Raw genomic sequence first — 15,862 nt, 5'->3', positions numbered from 1 at the left:
ATATCCACTCCCCTTCCCCAGACATACGCCAAGTCCCGTCCCTGCGCCGGGGGTTGACACACCCGGTGGCCGGAATACGTTACATGCAATATGGAACATGCCGTCGAACAACCGGGGGCTCTGTGCCACACACCAGCGATCAACGACCGCGCCCGTGCGATCTCCTGTTGTCGTACGCCCATGTGGTCACCGTCGACGACCGCCGGGCGGTGTACGAGCCGGGGTCGGTCGCCGTCGTGGGCGGCCGTATCGCGGCCGTGGGGCCGGCGGCCGAGGTCGACGCGGCCTGGCGGGCGGCCAGGACCGTGGACTGCCGGGGCCGGGCGGTGCTGCCGGGCTTCACCGACGGGCACACCCATCTGTTCCAGTCGCTCGCCCGCGGCCTGGGCGAGGGACTGCCCATCTGGCCGTGGCTGTGCGAGTTCATGTGGCCGTACTCCATCGCCATGGGCCCGGACGACGCCCGGGTGGCGGCGGCCCTCGGCGCGGTGGAGGCCCTGCGCTCGGGCATCACGACGGTCGTCGACAACCATTACGCGCCCACGGACGCCGAGACGGTCCTCGCCGTGGCCGACGCGGTCGAGTCGGCGGGTCTGCGCGGCGCGATAGCCCGCGGCATGCTGGGCGACCGGACGGCCGTGGCGGCGGCGCGGCGCCTGCCCGAGGAGCTGTTCCGCCACTCCACCGCCGAGGAACTGGAGCTCACCCGCGACTGTCTGACGAGGCGTCCACCGGGTTCGAGGGTGAGCGTGTGGCCCGCCCCGCTGAACCTCAGCTACGTGGACCAGAAGCTGGTCACCGGCTCGGTGGCGCTGGCCGAGGAGTTCAACACACGCTGGCACACGCACTGTTGCGAAGGTGCGAAGGATCCGGTGAGCTACCGGGAGGCGTACGGCCTGCGCCCGGTGGAGTGGCTCGAACGCGCGGGGCTGCTCGACGAGCGGGCGACGCTCGCGCACGCCGTGTGGCTGGACGACGACGAGATCTCCTGGCTGGGTGAGCGCGGGGCGGGCGTCGCCCACAACCCGGCGTCCAACGCGTACCTCGCCTCGGGGGTCATGCGGCTGCGGGCGCTGCGGGAGGCCGGGGCCGTGGTGTCGCTCGGCACGGACGGGCCCGCCGCCGGCCACCGGCAGGACATGTTCGAGGTGATGAAGCAGGCCGTGTTCGGTCAGCGTCAGCACACCTTGGACCCGGCCGTGCTGCGGGCCGAGGAAGCCCTGGAGCTGGCGACGCGCGAGGGCGGCAGGTACGCCGCGGTCGGCGCGGGGCCCATGCAGGGCGGCACGGGGGTGCCCTGGGCCGGCGCGGGGTCGCTGTGCGTCGGCGCGCCCGCGGATCTCGTCGTGGTCGGCCTCGGCCGGCCGCATCTGCGCCCGCTGCACCGCGTCGTGGCGACGCTCGTCCACGCGGCGCGCGGCGCGGACGTCGACATGACCATCGTCGACGGACGGGTCGTCTTCGAGGACGGCCGTTGCCCGCTGGTCGACGAGGAAGCGCTGCTCACCGAGGCGCAGGAGCGGGCCGAACACCTGGTGGAGCGGGCGTCGTTCGGCGGTCTGCGCACACCGTGGCTGCACTGAAGAGTCCCCCTTGCCTCAAAGTTTCTCCGGCTGCCCGTCCGCGGCCTCGTACGTGCGCCACACGTCACGTCCCGTCGGGTCGTCGGCTCACGCCCCAAGGGCGGAGGGAGAACGCACATGCCGCACCGGAAGCGAACCCGGAACCACACAGCGCACCGGAAAGAGGTCCCGGATCCCGTCGAGGCCGTGCCGTCCGTCTGGCGGCTCGGTGTCTACGGCCTGCAGCACGTCCTCGCCTTCTACGCCGGGGCCGTGGTCATGCCGCTGCTCGTCGCCGAGGGCATCGGCCTGTCGGGCGACGACATCGGCCTGCTCGTCAACGCCTCGCTCCTGACCTGCGGCATCGCCACCCTGCTGCAGTCCGTGGGGCTGCCGGGGGTCGGCATCCGGCTGCCGGTCGTCCAGGGCACGTCGACGACCGCCGTCCCCTCGCTCGTCTCCGTCGGCCTCGCGGCGGGCGGTGCGAAGGCCGGGCTGCCGACGGTGTTCGGCGCGGTGATCGCCGCCGGGCTCGCGCTGTTCGTGATCGCGCCCGTCTTCAGCAGGCTGGTGCGGTTCTTCCCGCCGCTGGTCACCGGCACCATCGTCACGATCGTGGGCATCACCCTGCTCGCGGTGGCCGCGCGGCAGGTCGGCGGCGGCGACCCGTCGGCCAGCTCCTTCGGTTCGCCCTCCCAACTCGGCCTGGCAGGCGTCACGTTGGCCGCGATCCTGCTCTTCAACAAACTCTCGCGGGGGTTTCTCGCCACCGTCGCCGTCCTGGCCGGACTCGCCATCGGCACGGTGGTCGCCGCGCTCGCGGGCCGTACGGACTTCTCCGGGATCGGGGACTCCGCCTGGCTTGGCGTGGCGGCGCCCCTGCACTACGGCGCGCCACGGCTCGACGCGGTCGCCGTGCTCTCCGTCTTCCTCGTCATGGTCATCATCGCGGTGGAGTCCATCGGACAGTTCTTCGCCGTCGGGCGGATCGTGGGCCGGGAGGTGTCGGGCCGGCACGTCACCCGCGCCCTGCGGGCCGACGGCCTGGCCACGGCCGCGGCCGGCGCCCTCAACTCCTTTCCCAGCACCGTCTATTCGCAGAACATCGGGCTGATCCAGCTGACCCGGGTGAAGTCGCGCTGGATCGTCGCGGCGAGCGGCGTGATCATGATGCTGCTCGGTCTGGTGCCGAAGGTGGGGGCCGTGGTGGCGTCGATGCCGACGTCCGTGCTCGGCGGGGCGACGATCGTGCTGTTCTCGACGATCGCGGTGGTCGGCGTGCAGATACTCGGCCAGGCAGACCTGACGGACCAGCGCAACACCATCCTCGTCGCGGCCAGTGTCGGCGTCGGCTTCCTGCCCACCGCGTTCCCGCAGTTCGCCGAGCAGATGCCGGGGCGGCAACTGCATGCACTCTTCGAGAACGGCATCATCCTCGGCACCCTCACGGCGGTGCTGCTCAACCTCTTCTTCCACCACCTGAGGCTGCCGGGACAGAGGCACGCACGCTCCATTGACCGGTCGGAACATTACATGCAACATGAAGAACAGGTGGCCGGGTCCGGCACACCGGCCAAAGAGGCTTCGTGACAAGGGAGTTGGGGATGTCCACGCAGAGGGCGGTGAATCCGGTGGCGGCGGGCAGCCTGCTGGCGGAGCGCGCGTACGAGGAGCTGAAGAGCGCCGTGCTCGCGGGCCGGCTGCGCCCCGGCGACGCCCTGTCGGTGCCCGCGCTGGCCGTGCAGATGGGCATCAGCCGCAGCCCCGTCCGCGAGGCCGTGCAGCGGCTCATCCACGACGGCCTCGCCACCCACGCCGCCCACCGGGGCGCCGTCGTCTCCACGGTCGACATCGAGGACGTGCGTCAGCTCTATGTCGTGCGTGAGGTGATGGAGGGCCTGGCGGCGCGGCTGGCGACGGAGCGTCTGGACGCCGCCACGGTGGACGAGCTGAGCCGCCTCCTGGAGCGCCACGAGGCCGTCGTCGCCTCGGAGTTCGACGAGCAGGCGCACATCGAGATGGACATGGCGTACCACCGGCTGATCCGCGAGGCGGCGGGGAACGACCATCTGACCGCCGCCCTCGACACCATTCAGGGCAAGGCACATCTGGCCCTCCACTCGCTGTGGCGCAGCCCGCAGGCCCCGCGGCTCGCGGTCGACGAGCACCGGCGCATCTTCGAGGCGATGACGGCGGGCGACCCGGACGCCGCCGAGCAGGCCGCCCGTGACCACATCAGGCGCCTGCGGACCCGCCTCTCCCAGGCCGTGACGGCGGACCCGGCGCAGGACACGGACCGCCGGGCGGTACGCCCCATCGCGTAGCAGCACGGCCCATCACCCGTACCAGCGAAGGGATGTGACTGCCCGTGAACACCGCCACCGGTGTGCGTCGCGGCGTCGGCGAGAGCGTCCGGCGCCCCGACGGCAGGCTGAAGGTCCGTGGCGACTTCGCCTACGCGTCGGACCTGCGCTGGGAGGGCATGGTGTGGGGCGCGACCCTGCGCAGCCCGCACCCTCACGCCCGCATCCTGCGCCTGGACACCACCCGGGCGATGCGGCTGCCGGGCGTGGTGGCGGTGCTCACCCACGAGGACGTGCCGGGGCGGCGGCTGTACGGGATGAAGGTCGCCGACCAGCCGGTGCTCGCCGGGGACCGCGTGCGCCATCAGGGGGAGCCGGTCGCCCTGGTGGCCGCCGAACACCCGGAGACGGCCCGCCGGGCGCTGCGCCTCATCGAGGTGGAATACGCGGAGCTGCCCGCGCTCACCGACCCCCGGCAGGCGCTCGCCGGCACGGGACCGCCGGTCCACGAGCGGCGTGTGGACGGCGGGCGGGGCAACGTCGTACGCCATGTCCGCATCCGGCACGGGGACCTGTCCGCCGCGCGGAGGTCGGCGGACGTGATGGTCTCGGGGACGTACGAGGTCGGGATGCAGGACCAGGCTTTCCTCGGCCCGGAGGCGGGGCTCGCGATACCGGGCGAGGACGGCGGCGTGGACGTGTACGTGTCCACGCAGTGGCTCCATGACGACCGGCGCCAGATGTGCGCGGCGCTCGGTCTGCCGCCCGGGAAGGTGCGGCTCACGCTGTCCGGCGTGGGCGGCGCGTTCGGCGGGCGCGAGGACGTGTCGGTGCAGATCCACGCGGCGCTGCTGGCGCTGCACACGGGCCGTCCGGTGAAGATGAGCTACCACCGTGAGGAGTCCTTCTTCGGGCACGTGCACCGCCATCCGGCGCGGATGTGGTTCGAGCACGGTGCCACGCGCGAGGGCAGGCTCGTATTCGTCAGGGCGCGGCTGCTCTTCGACGGCGGGGCGTACACCTCCACGTCACAGGTCGTCATCGCGAACGGTTCGTACTTCGCCGCGGGCGCCTACGACGTGCCGCACGTGGAGATCGACGGCTACTCCGTCTTCACGAACAACCCTCCCTGCGGGGCGATGCGCGGCTTCGGGGCCGTCCAGTCCTGCTACGGCGTGGAGTCCAACCTCGACAAGCTGGCACGCGAACTGGCCCTTGACCCGGTCGAGTTACGCGTACGCAACGCCATGCGGACCGGGACCGTACTGCCGACCGGGCAGGCGGTGGACGGGCCCGCGCCCGCCGCGGAACTTCTGGAGAGGCTCCGCGCCCGCCCGCTCCCGGCCGCCGCCGAGGGTCCCTTCGGCCTCCCCGGCGGCCTCAACAACACCTCGCACGGCGAGGGCGTCAGGCGTGGTGTCGGTTACGCGATCGGGGTCAAGGCGATCGGCTTCTCCGGTGGCGTCGACGACCGCTCGGTGGCTCGCGTGCGGCTCTCCCTCGTGAACGGCGAACCCGTCGCCGAGATCCGCACGGCGGCGGCCGAGTGCGGGCAGGGCATCGTCACCGTCCAGGCGCAGATCGTCCGCACCGAGCTGGGCGTGGACCGGGTCGTGGTCCTCCCCGCGGACACCCGGGCCGGCGACGCGGGCTCGGCGTCCGCGTCGCGGATCACCTGGATGAGCGGGGGCGCGGTCCAGGGCGCGTGCAAGGAGCTGCGGGAGCGGCTCGCCGGTCTCGGCGACCGGCCGCTCCCCGAACTCCTGACCGAGCACGGCCCGTTGGAGGCGGAGTACGAGTTCGCGCACCGCCGCACGTACCCCGTCGATCCCGAGCGTGGACAGGGCGACGCGCACATCGCCTTCGCGTTCGCGGCACACCGGGCGGTCGTCGATGTCGACACCGACCTCGGCCTGGTGAAGGTGGTGGAGCTGGCCACCGCGCAGGATGTCGGCAAAGCGATGAATCCCCTGGCGGTGGAGGGGCAGATCGAGGGCGGCAGCGCGCAGGGCCTGGGCCTCGCCCTCATGGAGGAGCTGCGGGTCTCCGGCGGGCGGGTGCGCAATCCGTCCTTCACCGACTACCTGATCCCCACCATCGCGGACATGCCGCCCGTCCCCATCGACCTGCTCGAACTCCCGCACCCGGACGCGCCGTACGGCCTGAACGGCGTGGGCGAGCCGCCGACCCTGTCGTCGACGCCCGCGATCGTCAACGCGCTGCGCGACGCGACGGGCCTGGACCTGACCAGGGTGCCGGTGCGCCCCGAGGACATCACCGGGCTCGGGCCCACCGACGGCGGCCCCCAGGGTCCCCACGACACGGAAGGGAGGTGAGGCGGGCCCTGCCCCGGGTCCCCAAACGGTCCACCAGCAGACACACGGTCGGTACCAGCCGGGAAGGAACGAGCACCTTGATCATCGACACCCACATGCATCCCACGAACGTCGTGGACCAGGCGTGGCGGCACGACGGTTCCCCGTTCACGGGCGAGCGCACCATCGAGATGATGGACGGCCCGTACATGATCAACGGCAAGCCGCGCCGCATCGACTACGGCTGCATCATGCCGCCGCCCGGCAACAGCGTCTGGCAGGACGGGATGCGTACCGGCCGCGAGGGCATCCGCGACTACATGGCGTACATCACCGAACTGGTCCAGCGGCACCCGGACCGCTTCATCGGGAACTTCATGTACAACCCGCGCTTCGGCCCCGAGAACGGCGCGAAGGAGCTGGAGTTCCACGTCAAGGAGTACGGCTACAAGATGGTGAAGCTGCATGCCAACATGCACGCCTACCGTCCGGACCGGGCTCTGGACTGGCTCCGCCCCGTGCTGCGGGTCTGCGACGAGCTGGGGCTCGTCGTCCTGATCCACACCGGGGACGGGCCCTACTCCATTCCGACGCAGTTCTACCCGATCATCCGGGAGTTCAAGGACGTCAACTTCATCCTGGCGCACTTCGGGGTGCAGACGGGCGGGGTGTACTGCTTCGAGGCGCTGTACATGATCCTCGACTCGCCCAACGTGTACGGGGAGTCGGGCTGGCTGCTGCAGTCGCGGATCGTGGAGTTCGCCCAGCAGATGGAGCGCCACCAGCTGGTGTTCGGCACGGACTCGCCGCCCAACGAACCGGGCATGTGGGCGCGGGAGTTGGAGGTGCTGTGCGGCCCGCCGCCGCAGGGCATGCACCTGTCCGAGGACGACCTGGAGGGCTACCTCGGGAACAACATGGCCAAGCTGCTCGGCCTGAAGCCCACTCCCCCGCCGCGCGACCGGGTGGAGGCGCAGCTGCGCCTGAAGGACACGTACGCCTCCTCGCCGGCCACGCTGTCGGGGCCGTAACCGCGTCCTCGGGGCCGCCCTCGGGAGACCGGGGGCGGCCCGCCCTGCCCTCTGCCCGTGTTCGCGGCGACGAGAAACGGAGCTCCCCATGCGGCGCATCGGCCACCTCCTCCCCTCCACCTCACTCGGCGCCGACCGCTGGGCGGCGCAGATCTGCGCACCCCTCTCGGTGGAAGCCGCACACCCCACGGCGCGGGCCGCACTGCCCGAGCAGCTGTGCGGTCCCGCGATCGCGGGCGCCCAGGCCGCCGAACTTGCGCGCGGCGCCGCCCAGTTGGCGCAGGCGGGCGCGGACGCCGTCGTGTGGAACGGCGGCTCGTGCGGGCTGCACGGCCTGGCGCACGCCCGGGCCGTCGCCCGCACGATCGAGGCCACGGCGGGCGTGCCGGTCTCCACGGTCACGCTCGGCCAGCTCGACCTCCTGGCCCGCCACGCCCTGCCCTCCCTGGCCCTGGTGGCCGCGGGATCGCGGGAGAGCGCAGGGCGCGTCGCCGACACGTACGTCGCCGCGGGGCTGCGCGTCACCTCGGTCACCGCGCTCGGCCTGGGGACGCCCCGGGAGGCGGCGGAGCTGCCGGTGGCGCGGCTGCGGCGGCTGCTGCTCGACGCGGGCTCCGACGACGCGCGGTGTCTGGTGGTGGCGGGCACGGAGCTGCCGGTGGCGCCGGTGGCGGCGCTCGTGGAGCGGGAGCTCGGCAAGCCCGTGTTCGACGGGGCGCGGGTCGCGGTGCACACGGGCCTGGAGCTCCTGGGACTGCATGTCGACTCGCCTGTCTGGGGTCGGCTGTTCACCTCCGGCGCCCACACGGGAGTGTGCTGTGACACACACTGAGGTGACATCCACTGAGGCGACCACGGAGACCGCGTACACGAGTGCGCAGGATCTGCGCGCGTTCCTGCGCGCCCACGGCCCGGGGCAGGCCGCCGACGTACTGACCGTGACGCAGGAGATCGAGGGCGAGGACGTGGCCGCGCTGGTCATGGAGCTCGCCGGGCGGGGCCGTGCCGACCTCCTTATGTGCCCGCGGGTCGCGGGGCTCGGCACGACGCTGATCACCAATGTCTTCGCGTCGCGGGACCGCATCGCCCGGCTGCTCGGTACGGACCGCGCGGGCCTGCACCGCGCCTACCAGGCGGCCGCCGCGCGCCGCTGGGAGCCGCGCGTGGTCGACGACGGTCCTGTCCTGGAGGTGGTCGAGGAGGGCGACGCGGTGGACCTCGGCACGCTGCCGCTGATCCGGCACTTCGCCTCCGACCGCGCCCCGTACATCACCAACGGCATCATCACGGCGGAGGCACCGCCCGACACACCCGGCACACACGGCACACACGGCACACCCGGCACACCCGGCCGCGCGGGCAACCTCAGCTACCACCGCTCCATGGTCCACTCCCGCACCGAACTCGCCACGAGCCTGCACTCGCGCGGCCATCTGTGGCAGCTCCTGCGGCTCGCCGAGGAGCGGGGCGAGGTGCTTCCGGTGGCGATGGTGATCGGCGCGCATCCGCTGTTCCTGCTCGCCGCGTCGGCCCGGGTCGGCCCCGACGTCGACGAACGCACCATCGCGGGCGGCCTGTTCGGCGCTCCCCTCGACGTCGTGCGGACCCCGCGCCGCGGCATCCGGGTGCCGGCCGGGGCCGAGATCGTCCTGGAAGGGTTCATTGATCCGGGACGGCGGGCCGCGGAAGGGCCGTTCGGGGAGTTCTCCGGCTATTCCTCCGACCGTTCCACCAACAACGTCCTCACCGTGGAGACGGTCCTGCGCCGCCGTGACGCCCTCCTCCTCGATGTCGTCGGCGGCAACACGGCCGAGCACCTCAACCTCGCCCGGCTGCCCCGCGAGGCGGAGATGGCCGACCAGCTCCGCCGCCGCTTTCCCGAGGTCACCGCCCTGCACTACCCCACGTCCGGGACGCACTTCCACGCGTACGTCGCCCTCCGCCAGGCCCGCCCCGGCCAGGCGCGGCAGGTCATGCTCGCGCTGCTCGGCTGGGACCCGTATCTGAAGACCGTCGTCGCGGTCGACGAGGACGTGGACGTCACCCGTGACACGGACGTGCTGTGGGCGATGGCCGCCCATCTGCAGCCGCACCGCGACCTGTTCGTCGTCGACGGCCTCCCCGGCAGCCCCCTCGACCCGTCGTCGACCACGGACGGCACCACGTCCCGCATGGCCCTCGACGCGACGCGCGGCGCGGACTTCCACGGCGTACGCATCCGTGTAGAGCCGAGGCGCATGGAGACCGCGCGACGCCTGCTCGACGGGGACGGGCCACGCGGCTGAGGTCTCCGCACCGGCTCACGGTGACTTCAGTACGTCGACCAGGACCCGCGCATGTCCGTGCGGCAGGTCCTTGGCCGCCGTGAGCAGGGCCAGCCGCCCCGCGCGCGCGACGGCGCGCAGCCGGTCGACGAGGGCACGGGCGCCGTCGTCCCGCTCCACAGTGTCGTGGATCCGCTTGACCCGTGCGTCGAGAGGGCGGGTCGTCATCATGTCGACATCGTGCTGCCGCCGGGCGCGGACCGCGCGCGTGACCCGTTCGGGCGACCAGCGCGGGCCGTGGCCCCCGCGCCCTGTTCCAGTGAGGCCATGAGGCGACGGATCGGCAGCATCGACCGGCGGTGGTTCGAACGGGTGGCTTCGGCGCGGCTGCCCGGCGCCGACCAGGTGCTGCCGCCGCTCAGCGCCGCGGCCGACCACGGGCGGCTGTGGTTCGGTTCGGCGGCGGCCCTCGCGGCGGTCGGCGGCCCCGCGGCCCGGCGTGCCGCGCGGCGCGGGGTGGGTTCCCTCGCGCTGGCCTCGCTGACGACGAACGTGGCGGCCAAGTACGCCGTGCGCCGGCGCCGCCCCGGCCTGGACGCGGTCCCCGTGGTACGGCGCCTGTCGAAGTCTCCGTGGACGTCGTCGTTCCCGTCCGGGCACTCCGCTTCGGCGGCGGCGTTCGCCGTGGGGGTGGCCCTGGAGGCGCCCCGGTACGGCGCGCTGATCGCGCCGGTCGCGGCGGCCGTGGCCTTCTCCCGGGTGTACGTGGGGGTCCACTATCCCGGCGACGTGCTCGCGGGCTGCGCGCTGGGGGCGGCCGCCGCCGCGGTCACCTGCTACTGGTGGCCGCCGCGCCCCTCGCCCGAGCGGCAGCGGCGGACCCGGGTGCGGGTGCCCGCCCTGCCGGAGGGCGAGGGCCTTGTCGTGGTCCTCAACTCCGGTTCCGGAAAGGGCGTGCCGGGCCGGCTGCCCGCACGCGAACACCTGGAGCTGCTGCTGCCGAAGGCCGAGATCGTGGCGTGCGGCCCGGCGGACGACCTCCGTGAGGTCCTGGACGAGGCGGTGGCGCGGGCGAGCGGGTCGGCCGGTGTGCTCGGCGTCTGCGGCGGCGACGGCACGGTGAACGCCGTCGCCCGGCGGGCCGCGGACGCCGGGCTCCCGCTGGCGGTGTTCCCCGGGGGCACCCTCAACCACTTCGCCCTGGACGTGGGCGTGCCCACCTTCGAGGACACCGCGCACGCCGTGCTGCGGGGCGAGGCCGTCCGCGTCGACCTGGCACGGGTGCGGGACGGCGAGGGCGCGGACGTGACCGGTTTCGTCAACACCTTCAGCATCGGCCTCTACCCGGAAATGGTGCGCAGGCGGGAGAAGTTGGAGGGCCGCATCGGCAAGTGGCCCGCCGCGGCGTGGTCGGTCGTGGAGGTGCTGCGGACGGCGACGCCCCTGCGGATCCGGCTCGACGGCCACGACCGCGTGCTGTGGCTGCTCTTCGCGGGCAACGGTCAGTACGTGCCGGACGGTCTCGCGCCCACGCACCGGCCCCGCATGGACGACGGCCTGCTCGACATCCGCACCGTCGACGCCGGGGCGCCGCTGGCCCGCACCCGCGTCGCCCTCTCCGCCCTGGGCGGCGCGCTGCGGCGCTCCCGGGTGTTCCGTGCCGAGCGTGCCGAACAGCTGAGGCTCAGCGGCCTGGAGGACGTGGCCACCCTCGCGTACGACGGCGAGACCGCGCCCGCGCCGGACTCCCTGCACCTCGACAAGCGGCACGCCGCCCTGACGGTCTACAGCCCGGCCGCACGCCTGGACGAGATCGCGCAGCGGGCCCGCACCATGACGCGGGCAGCGAGCCACCGCCCGCGCCGCGACCCGGCCTGACCGCTGCCGCTCTCGCCCTCGGACCGGCAACTACCCGACAGGGAAGAGCTGTTGATGCTGTAGCGAGAGCCGCGCCGTGACGCGCCGGCCCGCGACGCCGCGAACCTCGCGGGCGCCCCTGTTCCGGTGGTGGCGGTGAGCGAATCGAGCACACCCTTGCGCGGGGAGCGGGCCGTTCACTTCAATGCGGCGTATGGCAGCCCGTCGAACGACCTCGCAGCAGCAGGTGGCCGCCGACGCCACCGGAACCCCCGACAGCGGCGGGCTGCCGCCGACCGCGTGGGCCGTGCTCGGGCTGCTCTCCTTCCCCGGGGAGCGGACCGGGTACGAGCTCAAGAAGTGGGCCGACGCCTCGCTCCGCTTCTTCTACTGGTCGCCCGCCATCAGTCAGATCTACGCCGAGCTGCGCCGCCTCGAAGGGCTCGGGTACGCCACGTCACGGCGCTCGGGGCCGGAGGCGCCCCGCACCAAGCGCGCGTACGCCATCACCGACGAGGGCCGTGCCGCGCTGGCCGCCTGGGCGGGCGGCGGCCAGGACGTGGGCCCGCCCGTCCTCAAGCACCCGCTGCTGCTGCGGATCTGGCTCGGCCACCTCACCGCACCGGAGCAGTTGCGGGCGCTGGTCGCCGAGCACATCGCGCGGACCGAGGACGAGTTGCGGGAGGTCAGGGCCGCGCTCGCGCGGGCGGACGGCGCGCCGGCGTGGTCGCACCCCCAGGTCGCGCTGCGGTGGAGCGAGCGGCGCCTGGAGTCGGAGGTCGAGCTGGCGCAGGCGATGCTCGGCGACCTCGACGAGCTGGACGCGAGGACGACTTCAGCGAATTGACCACGGCGACGGGCCGGGACGGGCTCGACGGGCCGACCGCGGAAGGGCGCCGGTCAACGCGTGGAGGACTCGCCCACGCCCGGGTGAAGCGACTCGCCCCGGCGGCGCTCCCGGCGGTAGGACGGACGGGCCAACCGCCCCCCGCCGTACGGAGCCGCGTACCCGTGAGCACCCGCGCCGTCCTTGTCGCCGCCCTGATCACCGGGCTCCTGCTCGGCATCTCGGGAACCAGAGCGGACAGCTCCACTCACTCGCGTCCACCCGGTTCCCACGCCGGAGCGGGCCATTAGGCTGCGACATTGCCGCACGGCTTCATCCGTCCTCGCCGCGCGGTCGCCGAGCCTCCGTCGACGGAAGCGAGTGGATCTTGAACTTCCTCACCATCGGTCACCGCGGGGTCATGGGTGTCGAACCCGAGAACACCCTCCGTTCGTTCGTCGCCGCACAGGCGGCGGGCCTCGATCTCATCGAGCTCGATCTGCATCTGAGCAAGGACGGCGCCCTCGTCGTCATGCACGACGCCGACGTGGCCCGTACGACCGACGGCAAGGGGCCGATCGCCGAGAAGACCCTGGCCGAACTGCGCGAGCTCGACGCCGGCCGCGGCGAGCGCGTCCCCGTCTTCGAAGAGGTCCTCGACGCGGTGAAGGCGCCGCTGCAGGCCGAGATCAAGGACGTCGCCGCCGCGCGCGCCCTCGCCGAGGTCATGCACCGCCGCGACCTGGTCGCCCGGGTGGAGGTGATCTCCTTCCACGACGAGGCGATCGCCGAGATCGCGCGCCTTGTCCCCGGGGTGCGCACCGCGCTCGTCGCCAGCCGCTACGGCACCGACGTCGTGCAGCGCGCCACCGCCGTCGGCGCCACCACGCTCATCCTCAACATCCGGCGCCTGACCCTGGAGATCGTCGAGCACGCCAGGAAGGCCGACCTGCGGATCATCGGCTGGGTCGTGAACACGCAGGACGATCTGCGCCTCGTACGGGCGCTGCAGCTGGACGGAGCGACCACCGACTACCCCGAGATCAAGCGGACGGGCCGCTTCACGGCCTAGGCGTCATCCCCCGGCGGGGCCTCAGGCAAGGTCCTTGACCAGCAGTTCGAACTGCAGATCGTCGCGTTGCGGAATGCCGAAGCGCTCGTCGCCGTACGGGAAGGGGGTCATCTTTCCCGTACGGCGGTAGCCGCGCCGCTCGTACCAGGCGATGAGGTCCTCGCGGGCGGATATCACGGTCATGTGCATCTCACGGACGCCCCACGTCTCGCGCGCCGCCCGCTCGGCCTCGGCGATGATCTCCTTGCCGAGGCCCGCGCCCTGCAGCGCCGGGCTCACGGCGAACATTCCGAAGTAGGCGTGGTCACCGCGGTGGGCGAGCTGGCAGCAGGCGACGAGTACGCCGTCCCGCTCGACGGCGAGCAGCCGGCTCGTGGGCGACTCGATGACCTCGACGACGCCCTGCGGGTCGGTGCGCTGCCCCTCCAGGAGGTCCGCCTCGGTGGTCCACCCGGCCCTGCTCGCGTCCCCTCGGTACGCCGACTCGATCAGCGCGACGAGCGCGTCGACGTCGGCGGTGCCGGCGTCGCGGTAGGTGAGTTCACCGGAAGTGGGGCGCGGGGCGGTGTCCATGGAGCTGACTCTCCGAGATTCGTGGCGCGATACGGGACGCCGCCGAGCCTAACCCCCGGCGCAGGCAGCTAGGGTGCGGCCGCATGGTGCACGTACTGAGCGGCAGGACGCTGCTGCGCCCCACGGATCCGGAGCGCTCCCGTGCCTTCTACGGCGAGGCGCTGGGACTCGCCGTCCACCGGGAGTTCGGCACGGGGCCCGAGCGCGGCACCGTCTACTTCCTCGGCGGCGGCTTCCTGGAACTCTCCGGCCGCTCCGACGCCCCGCCCGCCCCCGGGATGCAGCTGTGGCTCCAGGTGGCGGACGTCCGGGCGGCGCACGCGGAGCTGGCGGAGCGCGGCGTCGAGGTGCTGCGCCCGCCGGTCCAGGAGCCGTGGGGCCTGATCGAGATGTGGATCGCGGACCCGGACGGCGTCCGGATCGTCCTCGTCGAGGTCCCGCGCGACCACCCGCTGCGCTACCGCCCCGGGATCGAGTGACCGGACGTCGACCAGGACGGACCGCAGATGTGAAGCACGTCACACGAGCAATCCATCCGGGATGCAGGGGTACATGGCCACGGGTACGGTCCGCAGAAGATCTTCCACAGCCCTGACAGGCCCGAAGGGCCAGAACCCGACAGGCCCGACAGCCCTGAAGTCGATCTCCAACAGCCCAGGAGAGACATCACATGGCAGCTCCCCGGATCCTCATCGTCGGCGGCGGTTTCGCCGGCATGGAGTGCGCTCACAAGCTGGAGAAGAAGCTCTCGCCGCATGAGGCGGAGCTGCGGCTGATCAGCCCAATGGACCACCAGCTGTATCTGCCTCTGCTGCCGCACGTCGCCTCCGGAGTCCTCACTCCGCAGTCGGTCGCGGTGCCGCTGCGCCGGATGCTGCGCCGCACCAGGATCGTGCCCGGCGGCGCCATCGGCATCGATCCCAAGTCCAAGTCCGTGGTCGTACGGAAGATCAACGGCGAGGAGGTCGTGGAGCGCTACGACTACCTGGTCCTGACCCCCGGCAGCGTCACGCGGCAGTTCGACATCCCCGGCGTCGACAAGCACGCGGTGGGCGTCAAGACGCTCGCGGAGGCCGCCTGGATCCGCGACCACGTCATCTCCCAGCTGGACCTGGCGGCGGCGAGCACGAGCCGTGAGGAGCGCGAGCAGCGGCTGCAGTTCGTGGTGGTCGGCGGCGGCTACGCGGGCGTGGAGACCGCCGCGTACCTCCAGCGGCTGACGTGCGCGGCCGTCAAGCGCTATCCGGGCCTTGATGTCTCGCAGATCAAGTGGCACGTGGTGGACGTCGCGCCGAAGCTGATGCCCGAGCTGGGCGAGCGGCTCGGCGACAAGGCGATGGAGATCCTCCAGCGCCGGGGCGTGAACGTCTCGCTCGGCGTGTCCGTGGCGAAGGCGACCGAGGACACCGTCACGCTCACCGACGACCGTGTCCTGCCGTGCCGCACGCTGATCTGGACCGCGGGAGTGGCGCCGAGCCCCCTCATCGCGACGCTCGGCGCGGACACCAACAAGGGCCGGCTGGTCGTCAGGGCCGATCTGACGGTCCCCGGGCTCGACGGCGTCTTCGCGCTCGGCGACGCGGCGGCCGTGCCGGACGTGACCAAGGGCGGCGACGCGATCTGCCCGCCGACGGCGCAGCACGCCATGCGCCAGGGCTGGGCCGCGGCGAAGAACGTCCTCGCGGCGCTGCGCGGCTTCCCGCTCACCGACTACCGGCACAAGGACATGGGTCTGGTCGTCGACCTCGGCGGCATCCAGGCGGTGTCGAAGCCGCTGGGCGTGCAGCTGTCGGGGCTGCCGGCCCAGGTCGTGGCGCGCGGCTATCACCTGGGCGCCCTGCGCACCGTGACCGCCCGCTTCCGCACGGCCGCCAACTGGGGGCTCAACGCGCTCGCGGGCGACGACTACGTACGCACCGGTTTCCAGGCCCAGCGCCCCGCCACCCTCAAGGACTTCGAGATGACCGACGCGTATCTGACGCCGGAGGAGATCAGCAAGAGGGTGGCCTGAGCCCGTCGGCACCGGCTGGGGTTCAAAGACAGGCTCTGAGAGCCTGTC

At 72.6% G+C, this 15,862-nt stretch carries 14 protein-coding genes; 12 read left to right on the top strand and 2 right to left on the bottom strand.

Annotation, left to right across the window (positions count from 1 at the left end):
* The first annotated feature begins 167 nt into the window (after positions 1–167).
* The 7 genes from AB0H82_RS28940 to AB0H82_RS28910 all read left to right on the top strand — a co-directional run bounded on the left by AB0H82_RS28940 (position 168) and on the right by AB0H82_RS28910 (position 9,496).
* A complete protein-coding gene (locus tag AB0H82_RS28940; RefSeq protein ID WP_362997822.1) occupies positions 168–1,583 on the top strand; it encodes an amidohydrolase in 1,416 nt (471 codons plus the stop codon).
* Between the two features lie 117 nt (positions 1,584–1,700).
* Positions 1,701–3,152, top strand: coding sequence for a nucleobase:cation symporter-2 family protein (locus AB0H82_RS28935; protein ID WP_362997820.1), 1,452 nt, complete (start codon positions 1,701–1,703; stop codon positions 3,150–3,152).
* 14 nt (positions 3,153–3,166) lie between these two features.
* Positions 3,167–3,886 (top strand): GntR family transcriptional regulator, encoded by a 720-nt coding sequence (locus tag AB0H82_RS28930; RefSeq protein WP_362997819.1) that lies wholly within the window; start codon positions 3,167–3,169, stop codon positions 3,884–3,886.
* 44 nt (positions 3,887–3,930) lie between these two features.
* A complete protein-coding gene (locus AB0H82_RS28925) occupies positions 3,931–6,201 on the top strand; it encodes a molybdopterin cofactor-binding domain-containing protein (RefSeq protein WP_362997817.1) in 2,271 nt (756 codons plus the stop codon).
* A gap of 77 nt (positions 6,202–6,278) precedes the next feature.
* Entirely contained in the window at positions 6,279–7,211 is a 933-nt protein-coding gene (locus tag AB0H82_RS28920; RefSeq protein ID WP_362997815.1) for an amidohydrolase family protein, read from the top strand.
* 88 nt (positions 7,212–7,299) lie between these two features.
* Positions 7,300–8,043, top strand: a complete 744-nt coding sequence (locus AB0H82_RS28915) for a hypothetical protein (RefSeq protein WP_362997814.1) — start codon at positions 7,300–7,302, stop codon at positions 8,041–8,043.
* A 1-nt stretch (position 8,044) separates the two neighbouring features.
* Complete coding sequence (locus AB0H82_RS28910) at positions 8,045–9,496, top strand: UbiD family decarboxylase (RefSeq protein WP_362997812.1); 1,452 nt, start codon at positions 8,045–8,047, stop codon at positions 9,494–9,496.
* Positions 9,497–9,511: 15 nt separating this feature from the next.
* Here AB0H82_RS28910 and AB0H82_RS28905 read toward each other — a convergent pair whose 3' ends face one another.
* A complete protein-coding gene (locus tag AB0H82_RS28905) occupies positions 9,512–9,706 on the bottom strand; it encodes a DUF488 family protein (RefSeq protein ID WP_362997810.1) in 195 nt (64 codons plus the stop codon).
* A gap of 96 nt (positions 9,707–9,802) precedes the next feature.
* Here AB0H82_RS28905 and AB0H82_RS28900 point away from each other — a divergent pair, with 96 nt between their 5' ends.
* The 3 genes from AB0H82_RS28900 to AB0H82_RS28890 all read left to right on the top strand — a co-directional run bounded on the left by AB0H82_RS28900 (position 9,803) and on the right by AB0H82_RS28890 (position 13,230).
* Positions 9,803–11,353: a phosphatase PAP2 family protein gene (locus AB0H82_RS28900; protein ID WP_362997808.1), complete on the top strand. Its 1,551-nt coding sequence runs from the start codon at positions 9,803–9,805 to the stop codon at positions 11,351–11,353.
* 286 nt (positions 11,354–11,639) lie between these two features.
* Positions 11,640–12,179, top strand: a complete 540-nt coding sequence (locus AB0H82_RS28895) for a PadR family transcriptional regulator (protein ID WP_362997944.1) — start codon at positions 11,640–11,642, stop codon at positions 12,177–12,179.
* A gap of 367 nt (positions 12,180–12,546) precedes the next feature.
* Positions 12,547–13,230 (top strand): glycerophosphodiester phosphodiesterase family protein, encoded by a 684-nt coding sequence (locus AB0H82_RS28890; RefSeq protein ID WP_362997806.1) that lies wholly within the window; start codon positions 12,547–12,549, stop codon positions 13,228–13,230.
* Positions 13,231–13,251: 21 nt separating this feature from the next.
* On the opposite strand, the gene AB0H82_RS28885 is transcribed toward AB0H82_RS28890, so the two are convergent.
* On the bottom strand, positions 13,252–13,803 hold the full coding sequence (locus AB0H82_RS28885; protein WP_362997804.1) for a GNAT family N-acetyltransferase: 552 nt from the start codon (positions 13,801–13,803) through the stop codon (positions 13,252–13,254).
* Positions 13,804–13,886: 83 nt separating this feature from the next.
* Here AB0H82_RS28885 and AB0H82_RS28880 point away from each other — a divergent pair, with 83 nt between their 5' ends.
* The gene (locus AB0H82_RS28880; protein WP_362997802.1) at positions 13,887–14,282 is read left to right on the top strand and encodes a glyoxalase superfamily protein; all 396 of its coding nucleotides are present in this window, start codon (positions 13,887–13,889) and stop codon (positions 14,280–14,282) included.
* A 191-nt stretch (positions 14,283–14,473) separates the two neighbouring features.
* Positions 14,474–15,814: an NAD(P)/FAD-dependent oxidoreductase gene (locus AB0H82_RS28875; protein WP_362997800.1), complete on the top strand. Its 1,341-nt coding sequence runs from the start codon at positions 14,474–14,476 to the stop codon at positions 15,812–15,814.
* Positions 15,815–15,862: the final 48 nt, after the last annotated feature.

Source organism: Streptomyces sp. NPDC050732 (assembly GCF_040654255.1).
Lineage (GTDB): Bacteria > Actinomycetota > Actinomycetes > Streptomycetales > Streptomycetaceae > Streptomyces.
The sequence above is the reverse complement of the archived record's forward strand: the minus strand, read 5'-3'. Positions and strand labels throughout refer to the sequence as shown.